Consider the following 17,632-nt stretch of genomic DNA (forward strand, 5'->3'; position numbering starts at 1 on the left):
AGGAGGATGTGCGGAGTCATTATCGGAAGGGTCAGCCGGGCGACTGGCGGAATCATTTTACCGAAGAACACGTGGCCGCCTTCAAAGAGAAATTTGGTGATCTGGTTGTCCGCTTGGGCTACGAACCAGATAACAACTGGACCCTGACAACAGCAACACCCGAGGAGCATCGCAATGCCTGAAGTTGGGGTAGTTATTCCCTGCTATAATCAGGAACGCTATATTCTGCGGGCCATCGAAAGCGTTCAGCGACAGACCTGGACCGACTGGGAACTGGTAGTTGTAGATGATGGCAGCACAGATGCTTCGGCGGTCCTTGTGGAAGAGTTGACAGCGCAGGATGAGCGGATTCGTCTGGTACAACAGGAGAATCAGGGAGTAAGTCGGGCACGTAATCGAGGAGTCCAGGAGCTTAGCCCCTCTGTACGCTATCTGCTTTTTCTGGATGCGGATGATATGCTGCATCCCGAAATGCTTCAGACTCTGACTTCCTATCTGGAACAGCATCCCGAGGCTGGCGCTGTTTTCTGTGGGTTTACGCGAATTGATGAAGAGGATAGGACAATTGCGGCGCCGCAACTATTTGTAGCCCATGCTTTTGTGCCGACGCTCCTGGGATTTCGCCGCCTTGGAATGGACTACCAGGGCCGCATACCTTTTTACACGGTAATGGCTGATCCGGTAAATCTTCCATCTAATACCCTGATGCGGCGCCAGATTTTTGAGCAGGTAGGCGGATGGGATGAGACGGTGCCTCAGCCCGCAGAAGATCGCGACCTGTTTATGAAGATTGCGCTTTTCAGTGAGTTGCATGTAGTGCCTCGGGTGCTGGTGTATTATCGGATGCACAGTCAGCAGTCTACGAAGAATTTAGCGTTTGCGTTGCAGCAGACGGCCCGTTTGATGCGGCGATGGGTGCAGTACTGGCGCGCGCAACCGCCGTCGCGTGAGCGCACGGAAGTTTTGCGTTCCTGGCATTTGAGTATGGGGCGAGTGGGGGCCTGGAAGAGCGTGCAGGCCGGGTGGCGGCAGTTGCGAAGCCGGCGGGTAGTGCCTGGTATTCGCAATATTATTGCGGGTGTTCGCCGTTATCTGACTTCGTTTTTACCGTACGAGTGGGGCTGGATGTACTAAAACATGCGTATTCTTTTCGTTACGCAGCGGTACCACCCGTTCGTTGGCGGGGTCGAGACGCAGACCCGCCTGGTAGTACATGAACTGGCCCGTCGCGGGCACAAGGTGCAGGTAGTTGCCACAACCCTTCGCGACGTGCGGTTGCCGGTGCGGCTGCGCGTGCTGGGTGACAGTTTGCTATTACCCCGTGGCCAGTCCTATAAAGACGAAGGCGTGCCCGTGCATGCGCTTACTCCCAGTGTCTGGGACCGGCTGCGTATGTTGCCTATTGGCGTGCGGGCGGTGCCGCTCCTGGCGCGTCGCTACCATACGCTGCGGCGTTTCGGGTATCCTTTCTTTCGACGCGTCTTTGCTCCCCGGTTGCGGCCTTTCATCGAATGGGCCGAGGTGGTGCATTCGGTAGCTGGAAATTACCTGGGTTGGACGGCGCAGGAGGTGGCCCGGGCGCTGGGCCGTCCGTTCGTGGTGACACCTTATGTGCATCCGGGGCAGTATGGCGATGGACCGGACGATGCCCGGCACTGGCAGGCAGCCGATGCCGTGCTGGCCCTGCTGGAGACCGACCGAAAGGTGCTCGTTGAACGCCTGGGGGTGCCCCCCGAGAAGGTACATCTCTACGGGGTAGTGCCGTTGCTGCCCGAGCAGGCCGATGGAGCCGGCTTTCGGAAGCGGCATGGACTGGGAAAGGCACCGATCGTGCTGTTTGTCGGACGCATGAACGACTACAAAGGAGCTCCGGCCCTGGTGCAGGCAGCTCCTTTGGTATGGGCCCGGCGCCCTGAGGTGCATTTTGTGTTTATCGGGCCCGCGTCGGAGGAGGAACGGCGCATTTTTGACGGGGTAGATGCGCGGGTGCATTACCTGGGCCGGGTGGACGAGCAGGAGAAGGCAGATGCCTATGCGGCCTGCGATGTGTTCTGCATGCCTTCGCGCCATGAGATCCTGCCGGCCGTCTATCTGGAAGCGTGGAGCTACGGAAAGCCAGTAGTAGGCGGGCCAGCCCCGGGATTGCGGGAGTTAATCGAAGGCAATGAAGCCGGTATAGTAGTGGCGCAGACGCCCGAAGCGATTGCAGAGGGATTATTGCATCTGTTGCAGGCACCTGAAAAGGCGCATGCGCTGGGAGAGAATGGACGGCGTCTGGTGCAGCAGCGCTATACCCGGGAAGCGCTGGTTAATGTACTGGAGCGGATTTATGCAGACTGTACAGACCGGGCAGGTGGGTAGAGGATGTTCCGACGAGCAGGAAAAGGCAGTTTTGCCGTCGTGAGGAGGATTGGCAAGGTGCTTCCTGACGGCATGAGATGTAGGTTGAGATATGCGTGGCGTATTGTGGATGATATAAGGCAGGGCGTAAGATTGAATAGCAAAGTAAAATGTGTAAAAAATATCTATATAGTAAAAAACCTCTTCAGGCCTGAGTTGTGCATTCTGTTTTATCCTAATAGACTGGCAAAATTCTATACGATATATAAAATTATCACTTTGCTTGGATTTAGGATAGTGTACGAGCTTGATAAAGCGTATGATTTAGTTGTCAAGTGGAAGGATGCAACCTATACAGATCCGCTGCCAGCATCCCTGCGAGATAAACCAGTCATTAATGCGGATTGTATAGATATCAGTAAAGCGTATATCTCAAAGATATTTTTTGATGTTTTTGGATATTCTATTTCTGTTGATCCTTTAAGATACAAAGGCATGATGGTTGTGAAATCAAACAAAAATTTTGCTCATGATGGTCGAATTATAAAAGGGCCGTTATCTAAAACAGAGGAAGATAAAGTATATCAACGTCTTGTTGATAGCATAGATCCAGAGACGGGACTGGCTGTAGATTTCAGGGTACCTGTTTTTGGAGATATGATCCCAATTATCTGGAAGAAATATAAACAGATTGACGAAAGATTTGGGAGAAATGTGATATTTCGAGAGATTGCCTATCCTTATGAGGTTTTTTCGGAAGAAGAGCTGGAAAAGATTATAAAAGTAGCTCAAGTAATGAATCTGGATTATGGAGAGATGGATGTTTTAAGAGACAGAAGGACAGGAAAGATTTATATTGTAGATGTCAATAACACTCCAGCCATTGATAAAACTTTAGATTATTTCCTGAGTAAGGATCCTGATGAGGCTCATGTATTGATGAAAGCGCTCTGTAAAGGATTTGTAGAACTGATAAAAAAGAAAGGAATCTATAATGCGAAATTTTTGCAAATCACCTGATTTGTTATGCCAAAATGTTCGGTAATTATACCTGCCTATAACGTTGAGAAATATATACGATTTTCCGTGTCATCTGTGTTGTCTCAAACTTTAAGAGATCTGGAAATAATTGTTGTGGATGATGGGTCCACGGATAATACTTATGCTATTTTGACGCAACTAGCCTGGCAGGATTCCCGTATTCGCATCATTCGACATAGACAACGTCGCGGCGCCTCCTGCGCGCGCAATACTGCCCTGGAGGTAGCGCAGGGAGAATGGATTGCCTGGCTGGACGCTGATGATTGGATGGATGCGGTGCGGCTGGAACGTTTGATCCGGCTTGCCGAACGCTGGGGGGCAGACATGATCGCCGATAATATATATCTGGTTGATTTTTATAAATTTGATAACATAAGCGAGGGGCAAAAATTTGATCAACAACGTACCCTTTTTTCTAAACGATTATTGAAAGCGCTTCCTCGTTTTATTACACCGGTTGAGTTTATTCTGGGCAATATGCCCGGGCCTCGAAATCCAAGGCTTGGTCTGATAAAGCCGCTTATCAGACACGCTTTTATAACAAAGCATGCGCTGAAATGGCGGGAAGAGGTTATGGTAAGCCAGGATACGGTGTTCTATTTCGAATGCCTTATGCATGGTGCCCGCCTGCTTCTGATACCTGAAGCTCATTATTATTATCTGGAAGGTCGTCCGCAAAGTATCAGTCTTTCTGTGTCGAATCTACAGGGAAATATAAATCGATATAGAGTGAATCAATTTCTGATTGATAAATATGGAAGGGAAAATAGTGCTGTTAAAGCAGCGCTTCAAAAGCGATCTAAAAGATTGTTAAAGCTCATACGATATGCGCTTTTCAAGAGAAAACTCTGTAATCGCCCATTTTATCGTAAATTAAAATTTGTGGTAAATAATCCTGTGATAATTTGTGACTATATCGTCTTTTGTTTGAAAATGACCTGCTATAAAATTGTATCCCGTCTCAAAGCACGGCTACTTTTATCTGAGCGCCGAGCCTCTCGGGGAGGGCGTCAATAAGCGGATCCGGCTTCAATCTCCTGGGTGATTGCCTGCAGAAAGACTTCTGCCAGCTTGCGGGTGAAGTCTGGGGCGTAGGCATCGGCCAGGTGAACCAGATCCGGGAAGGCTTCGTCGGGGTACGTGGCAGGCACCTCAAGTACAAGCATGTCGTGCGCGTAGGCCCACTGGCGGAAAGAATGTATTTTTTCGGGTGTAGGACGGTCGGTCAGTCGATGCCAGGAAGTGAGCGGGACGTTGAAGACCGCGACGCGCCCGCCGCGCCGCTGGAGCAGACGCACCAGGTCTGCAAAGACCGTCTGATCCCAGTCTGGAATGACGCTGTCAGGGCGTAATGCATTGAGATGCTGCATTTGTTCGAGCATCAGGCGGCGAATGGCAGCAATTCCGGCGCTGTCGGTCCGAATGCCTCCTCGGGGAGCCAGGGAGGGTGGAGCAGATGAAACAGGCGGGCGGAGTCCCAGGCGACGGGGCAAGTCCTCGATCAACGCCCGTACTTTCCCGCGAATAAAGCGCCCGTAGCGTACGCTGTGCAAGAAGAGGCCAGCCGTTACGACGAGCTTGTCGCGCACTGCATCGCCGGCCTGCCACCAGAAGGTCGGCAGGTCCTCAAGGCGCAGGATAGGAGAAAGGAGCAGCGGCCAGCGTGGATCCGCCCAGAGACCGTCCCAGGTGTCCGTAAAAAGATCGCCGGGAGGCACGCCGTGCTTCAGTCCGACAAGCAGGACGGTTCCAGTCAGGAGCGAATCTGGAAGGCACCGAAGCGCCAGATAGTGCTCGGCCAGCGTTGAATATCCCTGGCCAAGGTTGTAGATGTAAAGGGGAGGCGGGAGGTTGGCCGCTGCGGCATGGGGGCGCAGCACTTCGCGAAACGTGGGCACGTCGACCGCGGCCGCCACGCGGGAACTGCCAATGAACAGGTAATGGACTGGTGTTTGGCCAGTGCGCAAGGGATGGTAAAAGTCTACGAGTCGCTGCACTCCCGCAAAGGGACCATTCGGCGTAAGCAACCGAATGGTCAGTTCTACTGCCACCAGAGGCGGCAGGAAGAATCCGAGGGCTTTGACGACAAGTTGCCGCAGCCGCATGGTTCAAAACTGAAAGTAAATGAACGGACGCCGGTCAAAGACGCCAAACAGCAGTACAAGCAGAATAAGGAAATAGTAGGTGCTCCATCGCAGCAAGCGAGGAGCAGTGTCGATCCACGTCTCCAGTCGAACAACGTGGGCATCGATCCACTGAAGAGCTTCCAGCAGTCCAATGGATCCCAGGCTGACGATCCAGTCGGTAAATGAGAAGCCAGGCAGTCCAAAGCTTCCGGAGAGATCAAAGAGATGGGTTGCGATATGCGCAGCATCTGCTGCGGAACTGGCCCGGAACAGGATCAGACTGGTCATGGCCAGCCAGCAGGTGGTAAGGACGGCCAGACCATTGCGCAGACGAGGGATAATCCGGGCCAATCTAGGAATTCCGGCGGCATGAGCGGGGGCAGGTGCGAGCTGACGCGCCCATTGTTCCACGCGTTGCCAGAACGTGCGGCGCGCCGGACGCGTCAGCAGGCCCACAATCAGATACAGCCCATGCAGCGCTCCCCAGAGCACAAAGGTCCAGGCAGCGCCATGCCAGAGGCCACTCAGTACAAAAACAATAAAGATACTTCCAAACCAGCGAATTTTAGAGCGGCGTCCCCCGCTGCGCAGCAGCGGCGCATATACATAGTCGCGAAACCAGGTGGTCAGACTGATGTGCCAGCGTTGCCAGAATTCGGCGATGGAACGGGCCGCAAATGGCCGGCGGAAGTTTTCCATCAGATCAATTCCGAAAATTCGGGCAGTGCCAATGGCAATGTCTGAATAGGCTGAAAAGTCGCAGAAGATCTGAAAGAAAAAGAAATAGAGCGCAATCCAGTAATGCGTCCCACTATAAGCAGCAGGGTGCGCAAAGACAGGATCGACATAGAGCGCCAGGCGGTCGGCAATCACTACTTTTTTGAAGAACCCCCAGAGAATCAGAAAGAACCCGGTGCGAAGGTAGGCAGCGTGCAGTTTTCGGGGATGGTGGAGCTGAGGCAGCAGATTGCGGGCGCGTTCAATGGGGCCGGCTACCAGTTGCGGAAAGAAGCTGACAAATAGCGCAAAGTACCCCAGGTGGCGTTCTGGTTTGAGCGTGCCCCGGTACACATCGATAGTGTAGCTGAGCGTCTGAAACGTATAAAAGCTGATGCCAATCGGTAGCAGCACGTCGAGCGTAGGGACCTCGGTGGGATGCCCCAGTAGCCCCAGCAATGCTTCCAGCGCATCGGCAAAGAATCCCAGGTATTTGAAGGTAGCCAGGAGCCCCAGGTTGGTAACGAGGCTCAGGATCAGAAACGGTCGGCGAGCCTGCCGCGTGGTGCAGCGCCCCATTGCCCGACCGCACAGATAGTCGATCAGCGTGGAGACCACAATGAGCAGCAGGTATTCGACCTTCCACCAGGCATAAAAGACATACGAGGCGAGCAGCAGCAACAGCCAGCGAAAGCGTGCTGGCAGACCGTAGTACAGCGCAACGACCAGCGGCAAAAAGAGCAGAAAGTCTAGCGAGTTGAACAGCATGACCTCGCGCGTTTCAGAAAAGCCAATCTTAAGTTAGCAAGGCGCTGCTCGCTAGGCTGCCTCCTCTGGCGCAAGGTAGCGGCAGAAACTCATCCGATCTTTATAGGAGGGACTGGCACTTTCAGGTGGGAGGTTGTATCCTTCCGGCACATCTCTGGGCGGGTGAAGGTGGCGGAAAGAAACCGCTGCTTTCGGAAGTATCCGACCTAGGTGAGGAAAACGGGACGTCAGGCGGCCGGAACGGGCTTTGGTGGCTTTGGGCGTCCCGTGGGGCAGGAAGTTGAATGGATACAGACCCGAAAGCTCATGCGTGTGCGTGCGTGGTGGCGGTGGATCCTCCTGGTGGGGATCATAGGAGGCTATACCGAAAGGGAAAGCCAGGCGCAACAGGGGTATGAAATTCTAGGAGAGCAGAAACGCTGGCATCCCATCACCATTCAGGTCTATGGGCCTCAGGCAGATGAGCAGGGGGACCCGAATCCCTTTCTGGATTATCGCTTTAACGTAGAAATTACGGCGCCCGATGGCCGGCGCTATGTTGTGCCTGGCTTCTTCGCAGCCGATGGGGATGCGGCCAATACATCGGCCACCGCGGGGAATGTCTGGCAGGCCCATTTTACCCCTTCGCAGATCGGCACCTATCGGTTTCGGGTCTCTTTTCGGCAGGGGCCTCAGGTAGCCATTTCGCTGAAGCCGGATGCAGGGACGCCGATCCCTCCCGATGGGCTGGAAGGGACGTTCACCATTGGTGAGACGGATAAGGCGCCCCCTGACTTCCGGGCACGGGGCATCCTGCGCTACGTAGGGGAGCGTTACTTTCGCTTTGAGGATGGAACCTATTTTCTGAAGGGCGGAGCCGGCTCTCCCGAGAATTTCCTGGCTTATGCCGATTTTGACAATACTATAGACCATGGCGGTGCTGCCAACGACTTGCCCAATGGGCTTCATCGCTACGCTCCCCATCTGTCCGATTGGAATAGCGGCGACCCTACCTGGAAGGACGGCCTTGGAAAAGGAATTATCGGAGCAATTAACTATCTGGCCGGGGAAGGGGTTAACTCGCTGTATTTTCTCACGATGAATGTAAATGGCGATGGCCGCGAAGTCTATCCCTGGACTTCCTACGACGAACGGTACCGCTTTGACGTCTCCAAGCTGGCGCAGTGGGATATCGTTTTTCGACACATGCAGCGAAAGGGTATCCTGCTGCACGTGATTACTCAGGAACAGGAAAATGACCAGTTGCTGGACGGCGGTAACTTAGGCGTAACGCGGAAGCTTTACTATCGAGAGCTGGTCGCCCGGTTTGGGTACCATCTCGCGTTGATCTGGAATCTGGGAGAGGAAAACACGAATACGACGGCGCAGCGCAAGGCCTTTGCGCAATACATTCGGAGTCTGGATCCCTATGATCATCCGATCGTCGTGCATACATTTCCCAGAGATCATGAAAAGGTTTATGGGCCCTTGTTGGGATATCCTTATCTGGAGGGGCCTTCTCTGCAGCTCAGCAAAATGGCGGGAGGGTATGCAGCCACGCGCACCTGGATTGAACGCAGCGCCGCAGCCGGACGTCCCTGGGTCGTGATGCTGGATGAGCCGGGCAATGCCGCTGTCGGGTGCTCACCGGATGGCCCCGACAACAACCATGACGCGTGCCGCAAGGAAGCGCTCTGGGCGAATCTGATGGCCGGTGGGGGAGGGGTAGAGTGGTACTTTGGCTATCAGCGCCCGCATAATGATCTGGATCTGGAAGATTTTCGCAGCAGGGATCGGCTCTGGGACTACACGCGCTTTGCCCGGCAGTTTTTTCTACAGCATCTTCCTTTCTGGGAAATGGAGCCTGTTGCCGCAACTTCTGTGGGAGCTCCGCCGGACGCTTACGTGCTGGTGCAGCCTGATGCAACGGGATGGAAGAGAGCGGCTGTCTATTTCCCTCAGGGCAGTGGAACGCTGATGGCCCCCGAAGGCACCTATACGGTCTACTGGTTTGATCCCCGAAACGGCGGTGATCTCCAGCAGACCGATCCTCAGCAAATCTCTGGGAGACAGACCGTTACCCTGCGCCCGCCCGCTCAGGACGGACAGGACTGGGTGGTGTTGCTGGTGCGGGCTGACTCGGGAGCAACGGCGGCGCTAGCAGTGGATCCGCAGCAGTTGGATTTTGGGGAGGTCGCGCTCGATACAACGGTGCAGCGCTCCCTGACCCTGCGTAATACAGGCACGGCCACCCTCACTCTGACCGCGCTGCGTTTCCAGGGAAACGATACAACCGCCTTTGCACTTGTGTCTTCGCCGTCGTTGCCGCTAACGCTTGCGGCCGGGCAGACGCTACGCCTTACCATTCAGTTTATGCCTTACCGGGAAGGCGAGCACCAGGGCTCCCTGACCATAGCCACCGAGCAGGGGGTGCACGTCACGGTTGCGCTATCGGGGACCGGACAACCTGCTGTCGAGCTTCCGGTGGTGACGCGCTTCGTGCTGGTGGATGCGCAGACCGACACCGACGTGGCGGTGTTGCGCCCTGATACGGTGCTGTGGGTGGAAAATCTGCCGGCAGCCATTAATATCCGGGCGGATGTCATTGGCAGCGTGGGCAGTGTTGTTTTCTGGAAAAATGGGGTGAAGGTACGTACGGAAAATGTACCCCCGTTTACGCTGGCAGGGGATGTTGCAGGGGATTACAAAAGCTGGGCCTATGAATTCGGGCGTTATGTAGTGGAGGCCGTGCCGTATACGAAAGCAAATGGGCAAGGCAAGGCCGGACAGGGGCTGAAGCTTACCTTTGAGATTCGCCAGTATCTAACCGCCACGGAACCATTCGGGCCTGTTTCCCGGCCAATCCTGGACGTGCTGCCCCATCCGATTCGCCAGCAAGGTTTCGTTCAGCTCGTTCTGCCTGAGGCGCAACAGGTGCGTTTAGTACTGTATGATCTGCTGGGCCGGCCGGTTCAGGTTATCTATCAAGGATGGCTTGCGAGCGGAACGCATCGCTTTGTGATCGAGGGGAGCCGTTTGGCCGCCGGTCGCTATTTATGCCGGGCACAGATGCACCAGCAGACGCTCACGCGCACCGTGACCATTCTTCCTTGATATCAAATGGCTTAAATCCAAAACTGCCATTGAGATGGGCAAACAGGCGTATCCTGAAAGCGCAGGATGCGCCTGTGGCTTGGCCGCTTTTTAGCCAGAGCACCTCTATGGCATCTTCTGGGAAACGCGTGCTACGGAGGAGGTTTGCGCTTATCTAATATGACATATTCATTATTCATTCATCTTAGGGGTGTCAGGTGCTATGCGGAAGCGATTACAGGTGCTCTATTTGCTCGTGATCTTGCTGAGCGTGAGCCTGTGGACCGGCTCAGAACAGGTCCGGGGACAGACAATAAGCTTTAATGCAGCCGACCTTCAGGGCGTCTCGTTAAAAAATCCCACATCCCTGCAGTTTGGACCGGACGGTCGGCTCTACGTGGCCCAGCAGAATGGCCTGATCCTGGTGCTGACGGTGGAGCGAACGGGGCCGGCTACCTACCAGGTCATCAACCAGGAGACCATTACGTTGATTCAAAACATTCCCAATCATGATGATGATGGTACGCTGAATCCTTCGGTCACGACGCGGCAGGTAACCGGTATTCTGGTAGTGGGCACGCCGAGCAATCCTGTTATTTATGTTACTTCGAGTGATCCCCGGATTGGAGCAGGAGGCGGTGGACAGGATCTCAACTTAGATACCAACTCCGGTATTTTGTCTCGTCTGACGTGGGTAGGAACCAGCCGGGATGATCCGGCGGGCTACTGGGATAAGGTGGATCTGGTGCGAGGGCTGCCGCGCAGCGAAGAAAACCATTCGCCCAATGGGATGGCCTATGATCCCACTACCCATACCTTGTATATCGCAATAGGAGGACATACAAACGCCGGGGCCCCGTCGAACAATTTCGGGTTTACCATAGAGTATGCCTTATCAGCCGCTATTCTGTCGGTTGATCTGAATGCGTTGGAGGCGATGCCTATTCAGGGTAGTGGGGATAACAAGTACGTGTACGATCTGCCGACGCTGGACGACCCGACGCGTCCGAATGCAAATGGTATTGATGACCCAAGTCTACCCGGATATGACGGGGTGGATATCAATGATCCCTTTGGCGGAAATGACGGATTAAACCAGGCCAAATGGGATCCGACAGGCCCGGTTCAGGTCTACGCCACCGGTTTTCGGAACGCCTATGATCTGGTGATCACCAGTAACGGTCGCATGTATGCCGTAGATAATGGAGCAAATGGAGGATGGGGAGGGCACCCGGATGGCGAAGCCGATTATCCTGCGGAGACTACCGTTGGGCAGTGCACAAATAAATATCTGGCGGGTGAGCCCGGATCGACCGGACCCGGACCGGGAGGCGACCCCAAGGTCAATAACCTGGACAATCTGCACTTTATCCGAGAGCTGGTTCCCGGGGATCCCAACTACGTGCAACCCGGTGAGCGCTACTACGCGGGCCATCCGAACCCGATTCGCGGCAATCCGCTAGGAGCCGGCCTGTTCAAAGACTCAGTCTGGTATGGGCCGGGGGATCCGCGCCTGCCTGTTGACTGGCCGCCCGTGCCGCCCGCTCTCGCATATGCTGCAGAGTGCGACTATCGCCAGCCAGGCGTAGCAGATGGCGCCTTGACAACCTTTACGTCTTCGACAAACGGCATCACCGAATACACGGCTTCGAACTTTGGCGGAGCGCTTCAGGGAAACCTGCTGCTGGCCTCCTTTGATGGTAACCTCTATCGTGTCGAGCTGAGCGCAGATGGTAAGCAGGTCCTCACAAAAGAAGTGTTGGCCTCCGGGTTTGGGTCGATTCCCCTGGATGTCACTGCGCTCGGAGATAATGCTCCATTTCCGGGCACGATATGGATTGCCAACTATGGATCAAACACCATTACCGTCCTTGAACCGAACGATTTCCTGATATGCTCGGGTAGTTACGACCCCACGCTGGACGAGGACGGTGATGGCTACACCAATGCCGACGAAATCGACAATGGAACGGACCCGTGCTCGGCTGCCAGCAAACCAGCAGATGCGGATGGCGATCTGATTTCGGATCTCAACGATCCGGACGACGACAACGACACCCTGCCCGACACGGCGGATCCCTTTGCCATTGACGCAAGCAATGGATGGAATACGCCGCTGCCGGTTTTCTACAACTTCTTTAATAACGATCCAGGAACGGGCTTTTTCGGTGTGGGCCTGACGGGGTTGATGACCAATGGCACCGCAGATTATCTGACGTTGTTTGATCCAAACAATCTGATTGTTGGCGGAACAGCCGGACTGCTGACCATTGTCGCTGTTCCGCCTGGTGATGCTGAAGGTGCTGCCAACACCCAGCAGTATGCCTTCCAGTTTGGGGTAGCGGTCAGCAGTACTACGGCACCGTTTGTTGTTGAGGGACAAATAAACAATCCGTTCTTTAGCGGTGCGCCCCAGGTGGGACAGTCGCAGGGTATTTTTATCGGGACAGGTACGCAGCAGGACTTTATCTACATCGGTCTGGTCGTTGAAAGTGGCGGCGAGGGCATTGAGGTAGTCCATGAGACAGGCGATGTAGCGACCCGACAGTTTGTGCCGGTAGCAGGAGCGCTCAGCAGCACGCATGTCAGATTCTTCCTGGAGGTCAATCCACAGGCCGGGACGGTGCAGCCTCGCTATGCATTGGATGACGGCATAGTGCAGGATGTGGGAACGCCGCTGGCTCTTTCGGGCAACCTGCTGGCCGTCGTGCAGGGTACTTACGAGGCAGCTCCGGGCATCCCGTCGGGGCTGGCGGTAGGGGTACTTGCCCGCCAGGGGAGTTCCGCTACGGCGTTTGAAGCTACCTGGGATTACCTGCGCGTGCAGGAGGTACTGCAGACCAGTCAGGCTATCGTTGAAGTGACGCCCACAGGTAATCTGGGGGCCAGCACGTATGCTAACGGCTCGTTTATCATCCAGAACACTTCGACAGGAGGGGAGCAGATCGTCTCTGTCCGGATTCGGCTGGCTTCGGGCATGCTGCCGGACATGATCTTTGATCCGGATGGATTGGCCGGGGACAACGTCGCCAAGCCATTTACCCCGAACTCCGGAGCGGTTGAAACAGGGCTGCTGGGGCATACCCTGTTGGATCCTCACAATGGGGTGGATGGCAGTGATGGTTATGAGACGCTGGAGATTCAGTTCAGCCAGTTTGATCCCGGTGAGGTGTTTACCTTCTCTATCGATGTAGATCCCAACAGTATCAAGGGCACCTCGCAGCCTGGCCCTGGTGGGTCGGGGAGTGTATCTGGACTCGAACTGGTAGGAAGTGAGGTGGAAATCACGTTCAGTAATGGTCTGACGCATCGCGTTCCGCTCTTTCGGCATCCAAATGGGAGTCTGGGAGGGGCGCGGGCCTGGGTGCGCAGTGCCGCTCCCCCTCGGCCACGTCTGGAGGTGGTGGGGCTTGCCAGCTTGCCGACCACCGTGAATGATCCGAATCAGATATTCCGGGTCTACGGACCGGTAGGCGCTACCGTGAAGCTGTTGGTCGTTGAGGCGGCGCTGTTTGAGCCGGCCGGAGGCGGCTATAACGTGGCGCCCTACGATGCAAATAGCGTCTTGCAGGTGCAGGATTTCACCGCTACGCTGGATGTTTCGGGCACGGCTGACATTCCCGTGACGCTGACCAAATCGGATCCGGCCGGTGGTATTCACTATGCTGTCGCTGTGGTGGAAGACCCAGATGGAATGACCGGCCTCACCTCTAATGTCGTGGTGCTGGCCTACGAGCCACCGCCTCCGCCTCCTTCGGCTGCATTGATTCGCTTGAACACTGGAGATGGTACAGTAACTACCAGTGGTGTAGTATGGGACGCGGATGCCTACTACTCAGGACCTAGCAAAACGTACAAAAACCTGTCGCTGCCTATTGCCGGTACGCAGGACGACGTGCTGTATCAGACGGAGCGCTACTCGAACGGCGGTCCAATGGTTTATGAGATTCCGCTGCCTAATGGTGTGTATGACGTCCGGTTGCACTTTGCCGAGATCTGGTGGGGGGTCAAAAAGCCGGGAGGACCGGGCTCGCGCGTTTTCAATGTTGACGTAGAAAATGGGCAGGGCGTGCTGACAAACTTCGATATCATCGCTGAAGCTGGTGCGCCTGCTACGGCGCTGATTAAGACGTTCAATGGCATCGGGGTAACGGATGGTGCCCTGACCATTGTGTTTACGCCTCTTGTTAACAATGCAAAAATTTCGGCTATTGAAATTCTGACTTCAGGTCCCCGAGGCGTTCTGGTTGTTTCGCCCACCAGCCTGGACTTCGGGCAGCAGGTCGTCGGCACAACGGCCAGTCAGACGTTAACGCTGACGAACCAGGGCACCGCCGATCTGACAGAGATCCTAATGGTTATGACGGGACCTCAGGGAACCGAGTTCACGGTGAGTACAAACTGTGGGACGTTAGCGCCGGGAGCCACCTGCACGGCTACCGTCACGTACACTCCGGTTACGCTTGGTGCCGTCAGCGCTACGCTCAGCATCCACTATCACGACGGGACGGGAATCCATCAGGAAAAACTCGTTCCCATAACCGGTGAGGGCGTCAGCACGCCAACTTATACGCTGACAATTACGACGGTCGGGAACGGAACCGTCACTAAAAATCCAGACCAGACAGCTTATGAATCTGGAACCGTAGTGCAACTGACAGCGGTACCGGCTGCCGGATGGGTTTTCAGCAACTGGAGTGGCGATCTGAGCGGCAGCGACAATCCGGTAAACGTGACGGTAACGACCGATATGAACATTACGGCCACGTTTATCGAGCTGCCCTCGGCCGACAACTTCCTGGCTACTCTGACGGTCACGGACGCGACAGGAGAAAGCCGAATCCTTTCGTTTGGCACGGCAAACGGGGCTACGGACGGGTTTGATGCAGCCTACGACCAGAAGGCACCGCCGCTGCCGCCTCCAGGGGCATTTGAAGCCCGCTTTCTCAACGGAGGGGAAGCGCTGTACAAAGATGTGCGGGCTTCCGTAGTGGAAGGGGCTGCGGTGCAGTGGACCCTGCAATTCCAGCCAGCTACGGGCGGATGGCCGGTCGTCATCTCCTGGAATCCGCTGACGTTGCCACCCGGTAGCTTCCGCTTGCAGGATACAGGGGGCGGCACTCAGGTGGACGTCAACATGAAGACGCAGCATCGATACGTAGCCGACAGTGGAGCGCCGACCACCTTGGTGATCCAGTACGTGGCCCCGACCGCAGCCGCCTTCACAAATGCCTCCGTCAATCTGGAAACAGGCTGGAATCTGGTCGGGTTGCCTCTGGATGTGGCCGATGGGGCGCTCGGCATTGTGTTTCCGACCGCCGAGCCGGGTGCATTGTTTGCCTATGAAGGGAAATACGAGGCGGCTACGCATCTGGTCCCCGGCCGCGGATACTGGCTGAACTCTACCCAGACGGTTGCGCAAACAGTGCAGGGGTATGCGATCAACAATCCAACCTATTGGCTGGAGTCGGGGTGGAATCTGCTGGCCGTGCCCTCCTGCACGATTAACCTGCCGCTGGATGCTACGGAAGATCCGGCAGGGCTGGTCACTACGGTCTACGAGTATGGGGGTGCGGCGGTTGGCTATCAGCTTGCTACAGCGCTAAGCCCGGGTCAGGGATACTGGGTGCAAGCGACGGCCGCCGGTATGATTCGACCTGGTTGCGATGCACCGGGTAAACAGGCTGCTGCCGTTGCTGCAACAACGTTGTCGGCAGCTTCGGACGCTGCCGTGATTCAAGTAGAGAATGCAGCAGGGGGCTCGCGCACGCTCTATCTGACCACAGAGCCGGTGGTCGCTACGGACTTCCCGGCCTATCTGTTGCCGCCGTTACCGCCAGGCAAAGCGTTTGACGTGCGCTTTGACGGGGACAGCCGATTGGCCGGCGGTGCAGAAGCACTGCTCCAGATTCAGGCTGCTCCTGAGCTGTTTCCACTGCGCCTGGTGCTGGCTGATGCCCCTGGAGAAGGAACGCTTACCGTTCAGGAAATGCATAATGAATCGCCAGGGCGCACCCATGTATTGACGCCTGGCCAGACGCTGGCGCTCGAAGATGCGCAGGTAACAGCCTTGCGGCTGGTCTGGCAACCGGCAACACCGGACTTGCCTGATGCTATTCAGCTACATGCAAACTACCCGAATCCTTTCCGAACAGAGACCTACCTGGTGCTTGATTTACCAGAGCCCGGCGAGGTGGAAGTAGAAGTGTTTGATCTGCTGGGCCGTCGCGTGTACCGGTTGACGCAGCCAGTAGCGGCTGGCTATCAGAAACGCATTCGTCTGGACCTGCGCCGCGAGCCCTCAGGTACCTACCTGTATCGGGTAACCGTGCGCACCCTTTCCGAAACCTACACCCGGGTAGGGCGAATGATGAGGATTCGGTAGCATTTAGATGGAAGGCGGGGGCGGGCTGCCGGCTCGCCCCCGCGCATGTCGCGTCAGCTATTGGCATCGCCGAACCATGTGCAAAAAGACGCATCTTGAATGCGCCAGAACGACCTATGTGCTGCCGAAAAAGCGCGTGCGCCATGCGGTCAACTTCGCTGTAAACTATAAACGCGAATTTTGAAAACAGCGACGAGTAGTTGTATGACGACTCAGCGGGTTTTTGTAACCGGAGGTGCCGGGTTTATCGGACGCTGGGTGGTGGCTCAGTGTCTGAAGCAGGGATATCAGGTCGTTGTTTACGACAACCTGCAGGCCGGTTCGGTAGACCACCTGCTGGAATTTGCGGATCGCATTGACTTCTACGAAGCGGATATTCTGGATGCAGCGACCCTGCAGGCGGTTATGGAGGAGACGCAGCCGGTTATCGTGTTTCACCTGGCTGCGCTGCACTTTATTCCCTACTGCAACGCCCATCCGCAGGAGACGCTGCGGGTAAACGTGGAAGGTACCTACAACGTGCTGAACGCAGCCGCCCGGGCAGGCGTGCGCACGGCCATCGTGGCATCCAGTGGTGCCATCTATCCCAGTGTGGAAGGGTTGATTCCCGAAACGCTTCCTCCCGCTCCGGTTGATATTTATGGCCTGAGCAAACTGCTCACCGAACAGGTGGCGGAACAGTTTGCGCGCACGACCGACATGGCCTGCGTGGCCGCCCGACTGTTTAACACGTACGGGCCGTTCGAAACCAACCCGCATTTGATTCCTCACATTGTGGCATCGCTCCAGCAGGGGCCGGTGGTCGAACTGGGTAACATCCACACAAAACGTGACTATATCTACGTCGAAGACGTAGCCCGCCTGCTGGTAGCGCTGGGCGAGCGTGTAACCGAAGGCTATGAGATCGTCAATGTGGGAACTGGCCAGGAGTACTCGGCGGAGGAAATCGTGGAGACGCTGAGTGAACTGATGGGCCAGAAGATAACTATCCGGATTGATCCGGACCGGGTTCGCGCCGTGGATAAGCTGCATCAACGTGCCGATACTACTCGGTTGCAGCAATTGACGGGTATGTTGCCGGAAATAACGCTGCGGGAAGGACTGGCACGGCTGTTGCAGCACGAAGGCTTACCGGTGCGAACGCAATAACTCTCCGCCGTTGCCAGCCAACGGCTTTTTCCTG

10 protein-coding genes are annotated in these 17,632 nt (G+C 55.6%); 8 read left to right on the forward strand and 2 right to left on the reverse strand.

Going from position 1 to position 17,632, the window contains the following annotated elements; translation table 11 throughout:
* The 5 genes from BUA15_RS12940 to BUA15_RS12960 form a co-directional block, all read left to right on the forward strand.
* The coding region (locus BUA15_RS12940; protein ID WP_143149626.1) for a sulfotransferase domain-containing protein at window positions 1-182 on the forward strand (182 nt) is incomplete at its 5' end.
* Complete coding sequence (locus tag BUA15_RS12945; protein WP_072716414.1) at window positions 175-1,134, forward strand: glycosyltransferase family 2 protein; 960 nt, start codon at window positions 175-177, stop codon at window positions 1,132-1,134. The genes BUA15_RS12940 and BUA15_RS12945, both read left to right, overlap by 8 nt.
* Window positions 1,135-1,137: 3 nt before the next feature.
* Complete coding sequence (locus BUA15_RS12950) at window positions 1,138-2,361, forward strand: glycosyltransferase family 4 protein (RefSeq protein ID WP_072716415.1); 1,224 nt, start codon at window positions 1,138-1,140, stop codon at window positions 2,359-2,361.
* 39 nt (window positions 2,362-2,400) lie between these two features.
* Window positions 2,401-3,360 carry an ATP-grasp domain-containing protein gene (locus BUA15_RS12955; RefSeq protein WP_178139426.1) on the forward strand — a complete coding sequence of 320 codons (960 nt, stop codon included), beginning with the start codon at window positions 2,401-2,403 and terminating at the stop codon, window positions 3,358-3,360.
* A gap of 6 nt (window positions 3,361-3,366) precedes the next feature.
* Window positions 3,367-4,398, forward strand: a complete 1,032-nt coding sequence (locus BUA15_RS12960; RefSeq protein ID WP_072716417.1) for a glycosyltransferase family 2 protein — start codon at window positions 3,367-3,369, stop codon at window positions 4,396-4,398.
* On the opposite strand, the gene BUA15_RS12965 is transcribed toward BUA15_RS12960, so the two are convergent.
* Entirely contained in the window at window positions 4,392-5,486 is a 1,095-nt protein-coding gene (locus tag BUA15_RS12965; RefSeq protein WP_072716418.1) for a hypothetical protein, read from the reverse strand. The two genes, BUA15_RS12960 and BUA15_RS12965, sit on opposite strands and share 7 nt — an antisense overlap.
* 3 nt (window positions 5,487-5,489) lie before the next feature.
* The gene (locus tag BUA15_RS12970; protein ID WP_072716419.1) at window positions 5,490-6,992 is read right to left on the reverse strand and encodes an MBOAT family O-acyltransferase; all 1,503 of its coding nucleotides are present in this window, start codon (window positions 6,990-6,992) and stop codon (window positions 5,490-5,492) included.
* Window positions 6,993-7,298: 306 nt separating this feature from the next.
* Between BUA15_RS12970 and BUA15_RS12975 the strand changes: the two genes are divergently transcribed.
* The 3 genes from BUA15_RS12975 (at window position 7,299) to BUA15_RS12985 (ending at window position 17,598) form a co-directional block, all read left to right on the forward strand.
* Entirely contained in the window at window positions 7,299-10,085 is a 2,787-nt protein-coding gene (locus BUA15_RS12975; protein WP_072716420.1) for a choice-of-anchor D domain-containing protein, read from the forward strand.
* Window positions 10,086-10,287: 202 nt separating this feature from the next.
* Window positions 10,288-16,449 carry a malectin domain-containing carbohydrate-binding protein gene (locus BUA15_RS12980; RefSeq protein WP_072716421.1) on the forward strand — a complete coding sequence of 2,054 codons (6,162 nt, stop codon included), beginning with the start codon at window positions 10,288-10,290 and terminating at the stop codon, window positions 16,447-16,449.
* 204 nt (window positions 16,450-16,653) lie between these two features.
* Complete coding sequence (locus tag BUA15_RS12985; protein ID WP_072716422.1) at window positions 16,654-17,598, forward strand: NAD-dependent epimerase/dehydratase family protein; 945 nt, start codon at window positions 16,654-16,656, stop codon at window positions 17,596-17,598.
* Window positions 17,599-17,632: the final 34 nt, after the last annotated feature.

The organism is Rhodothermus profundi (assembly GCF_900142415.1).
In the GTDB taxonomy this organism is placed as follows: domain Bacteria; phylum Bacteroidota; class Rhodothermia; order Rhodothermales; family Rhodothermaceae; genus Rhodothermus; species Rhodothermus profundi.

What these genes read in the sequence shown, in the direction of transcription:
- BUA15_RS12945 (WP_072716414.1), top strand. Translation starts at nt 175, where the DNA reads ATGCCTGAAGTTGGGGTAGTTATTCCCTGCTATAATCAGGAACGCTAT.
- BUA15_RS12950 (WP_072716415.1), top strand. Translation starts at nt 1,138, where the DNA reads ATGCGTATTCTTTTCGTTACGCAGCGGTACCACCCGTTCGTTGGCGGG.
- BUA15_RS12960 (WP_072716417.1), top strand. Translation starts at nt 3,367, where the DNA reads ATGCCAAAATGTTCGGTAATTATACCTGCCTATAACGTTGAGAAATAT.
- BUA15_RS12965 (WP_072716418.1), bottom strand. Translation starts at nt 5,486, where the DNA reads ATGCGGCTGCGGCAACTTGTCGTCAAAGCCCTCGGATTCTTCCTGCCG.
- BUA15_RS12970 (WP_072716419.1), bottom strand. Translation starts at nt 6,992, where the DNA reads ATGCTGTTCAACTCGCTAGACTTTCTGCTCTTTTTGCCGCTGGTCGTT.
- BUA15_RS12975 (WP_072716420.1), top strand. Translation starts at nt 7,299, where the DNA reads ATGCGTGTGCGTGCGTGGTGGCGGTGGATCCTCCTGGTGGGGATCATA.
- BUA15_RS12980 (WP_072716421.1), top strand. Translation starts at nt 10,288, where the DNA reads ATGCGGAAGCGATTACAGGTGCTCTATTTGCTCGTGATCTTGCTGAGC.
- BUA15_RS12985 (WP_072716422.1), top strand. Translation starts at nt 16,654, where the DNA reads ATGACGACTCAGCGGGTTTTTGTAACCGGAGGTGCCGGGTTTATCGGA.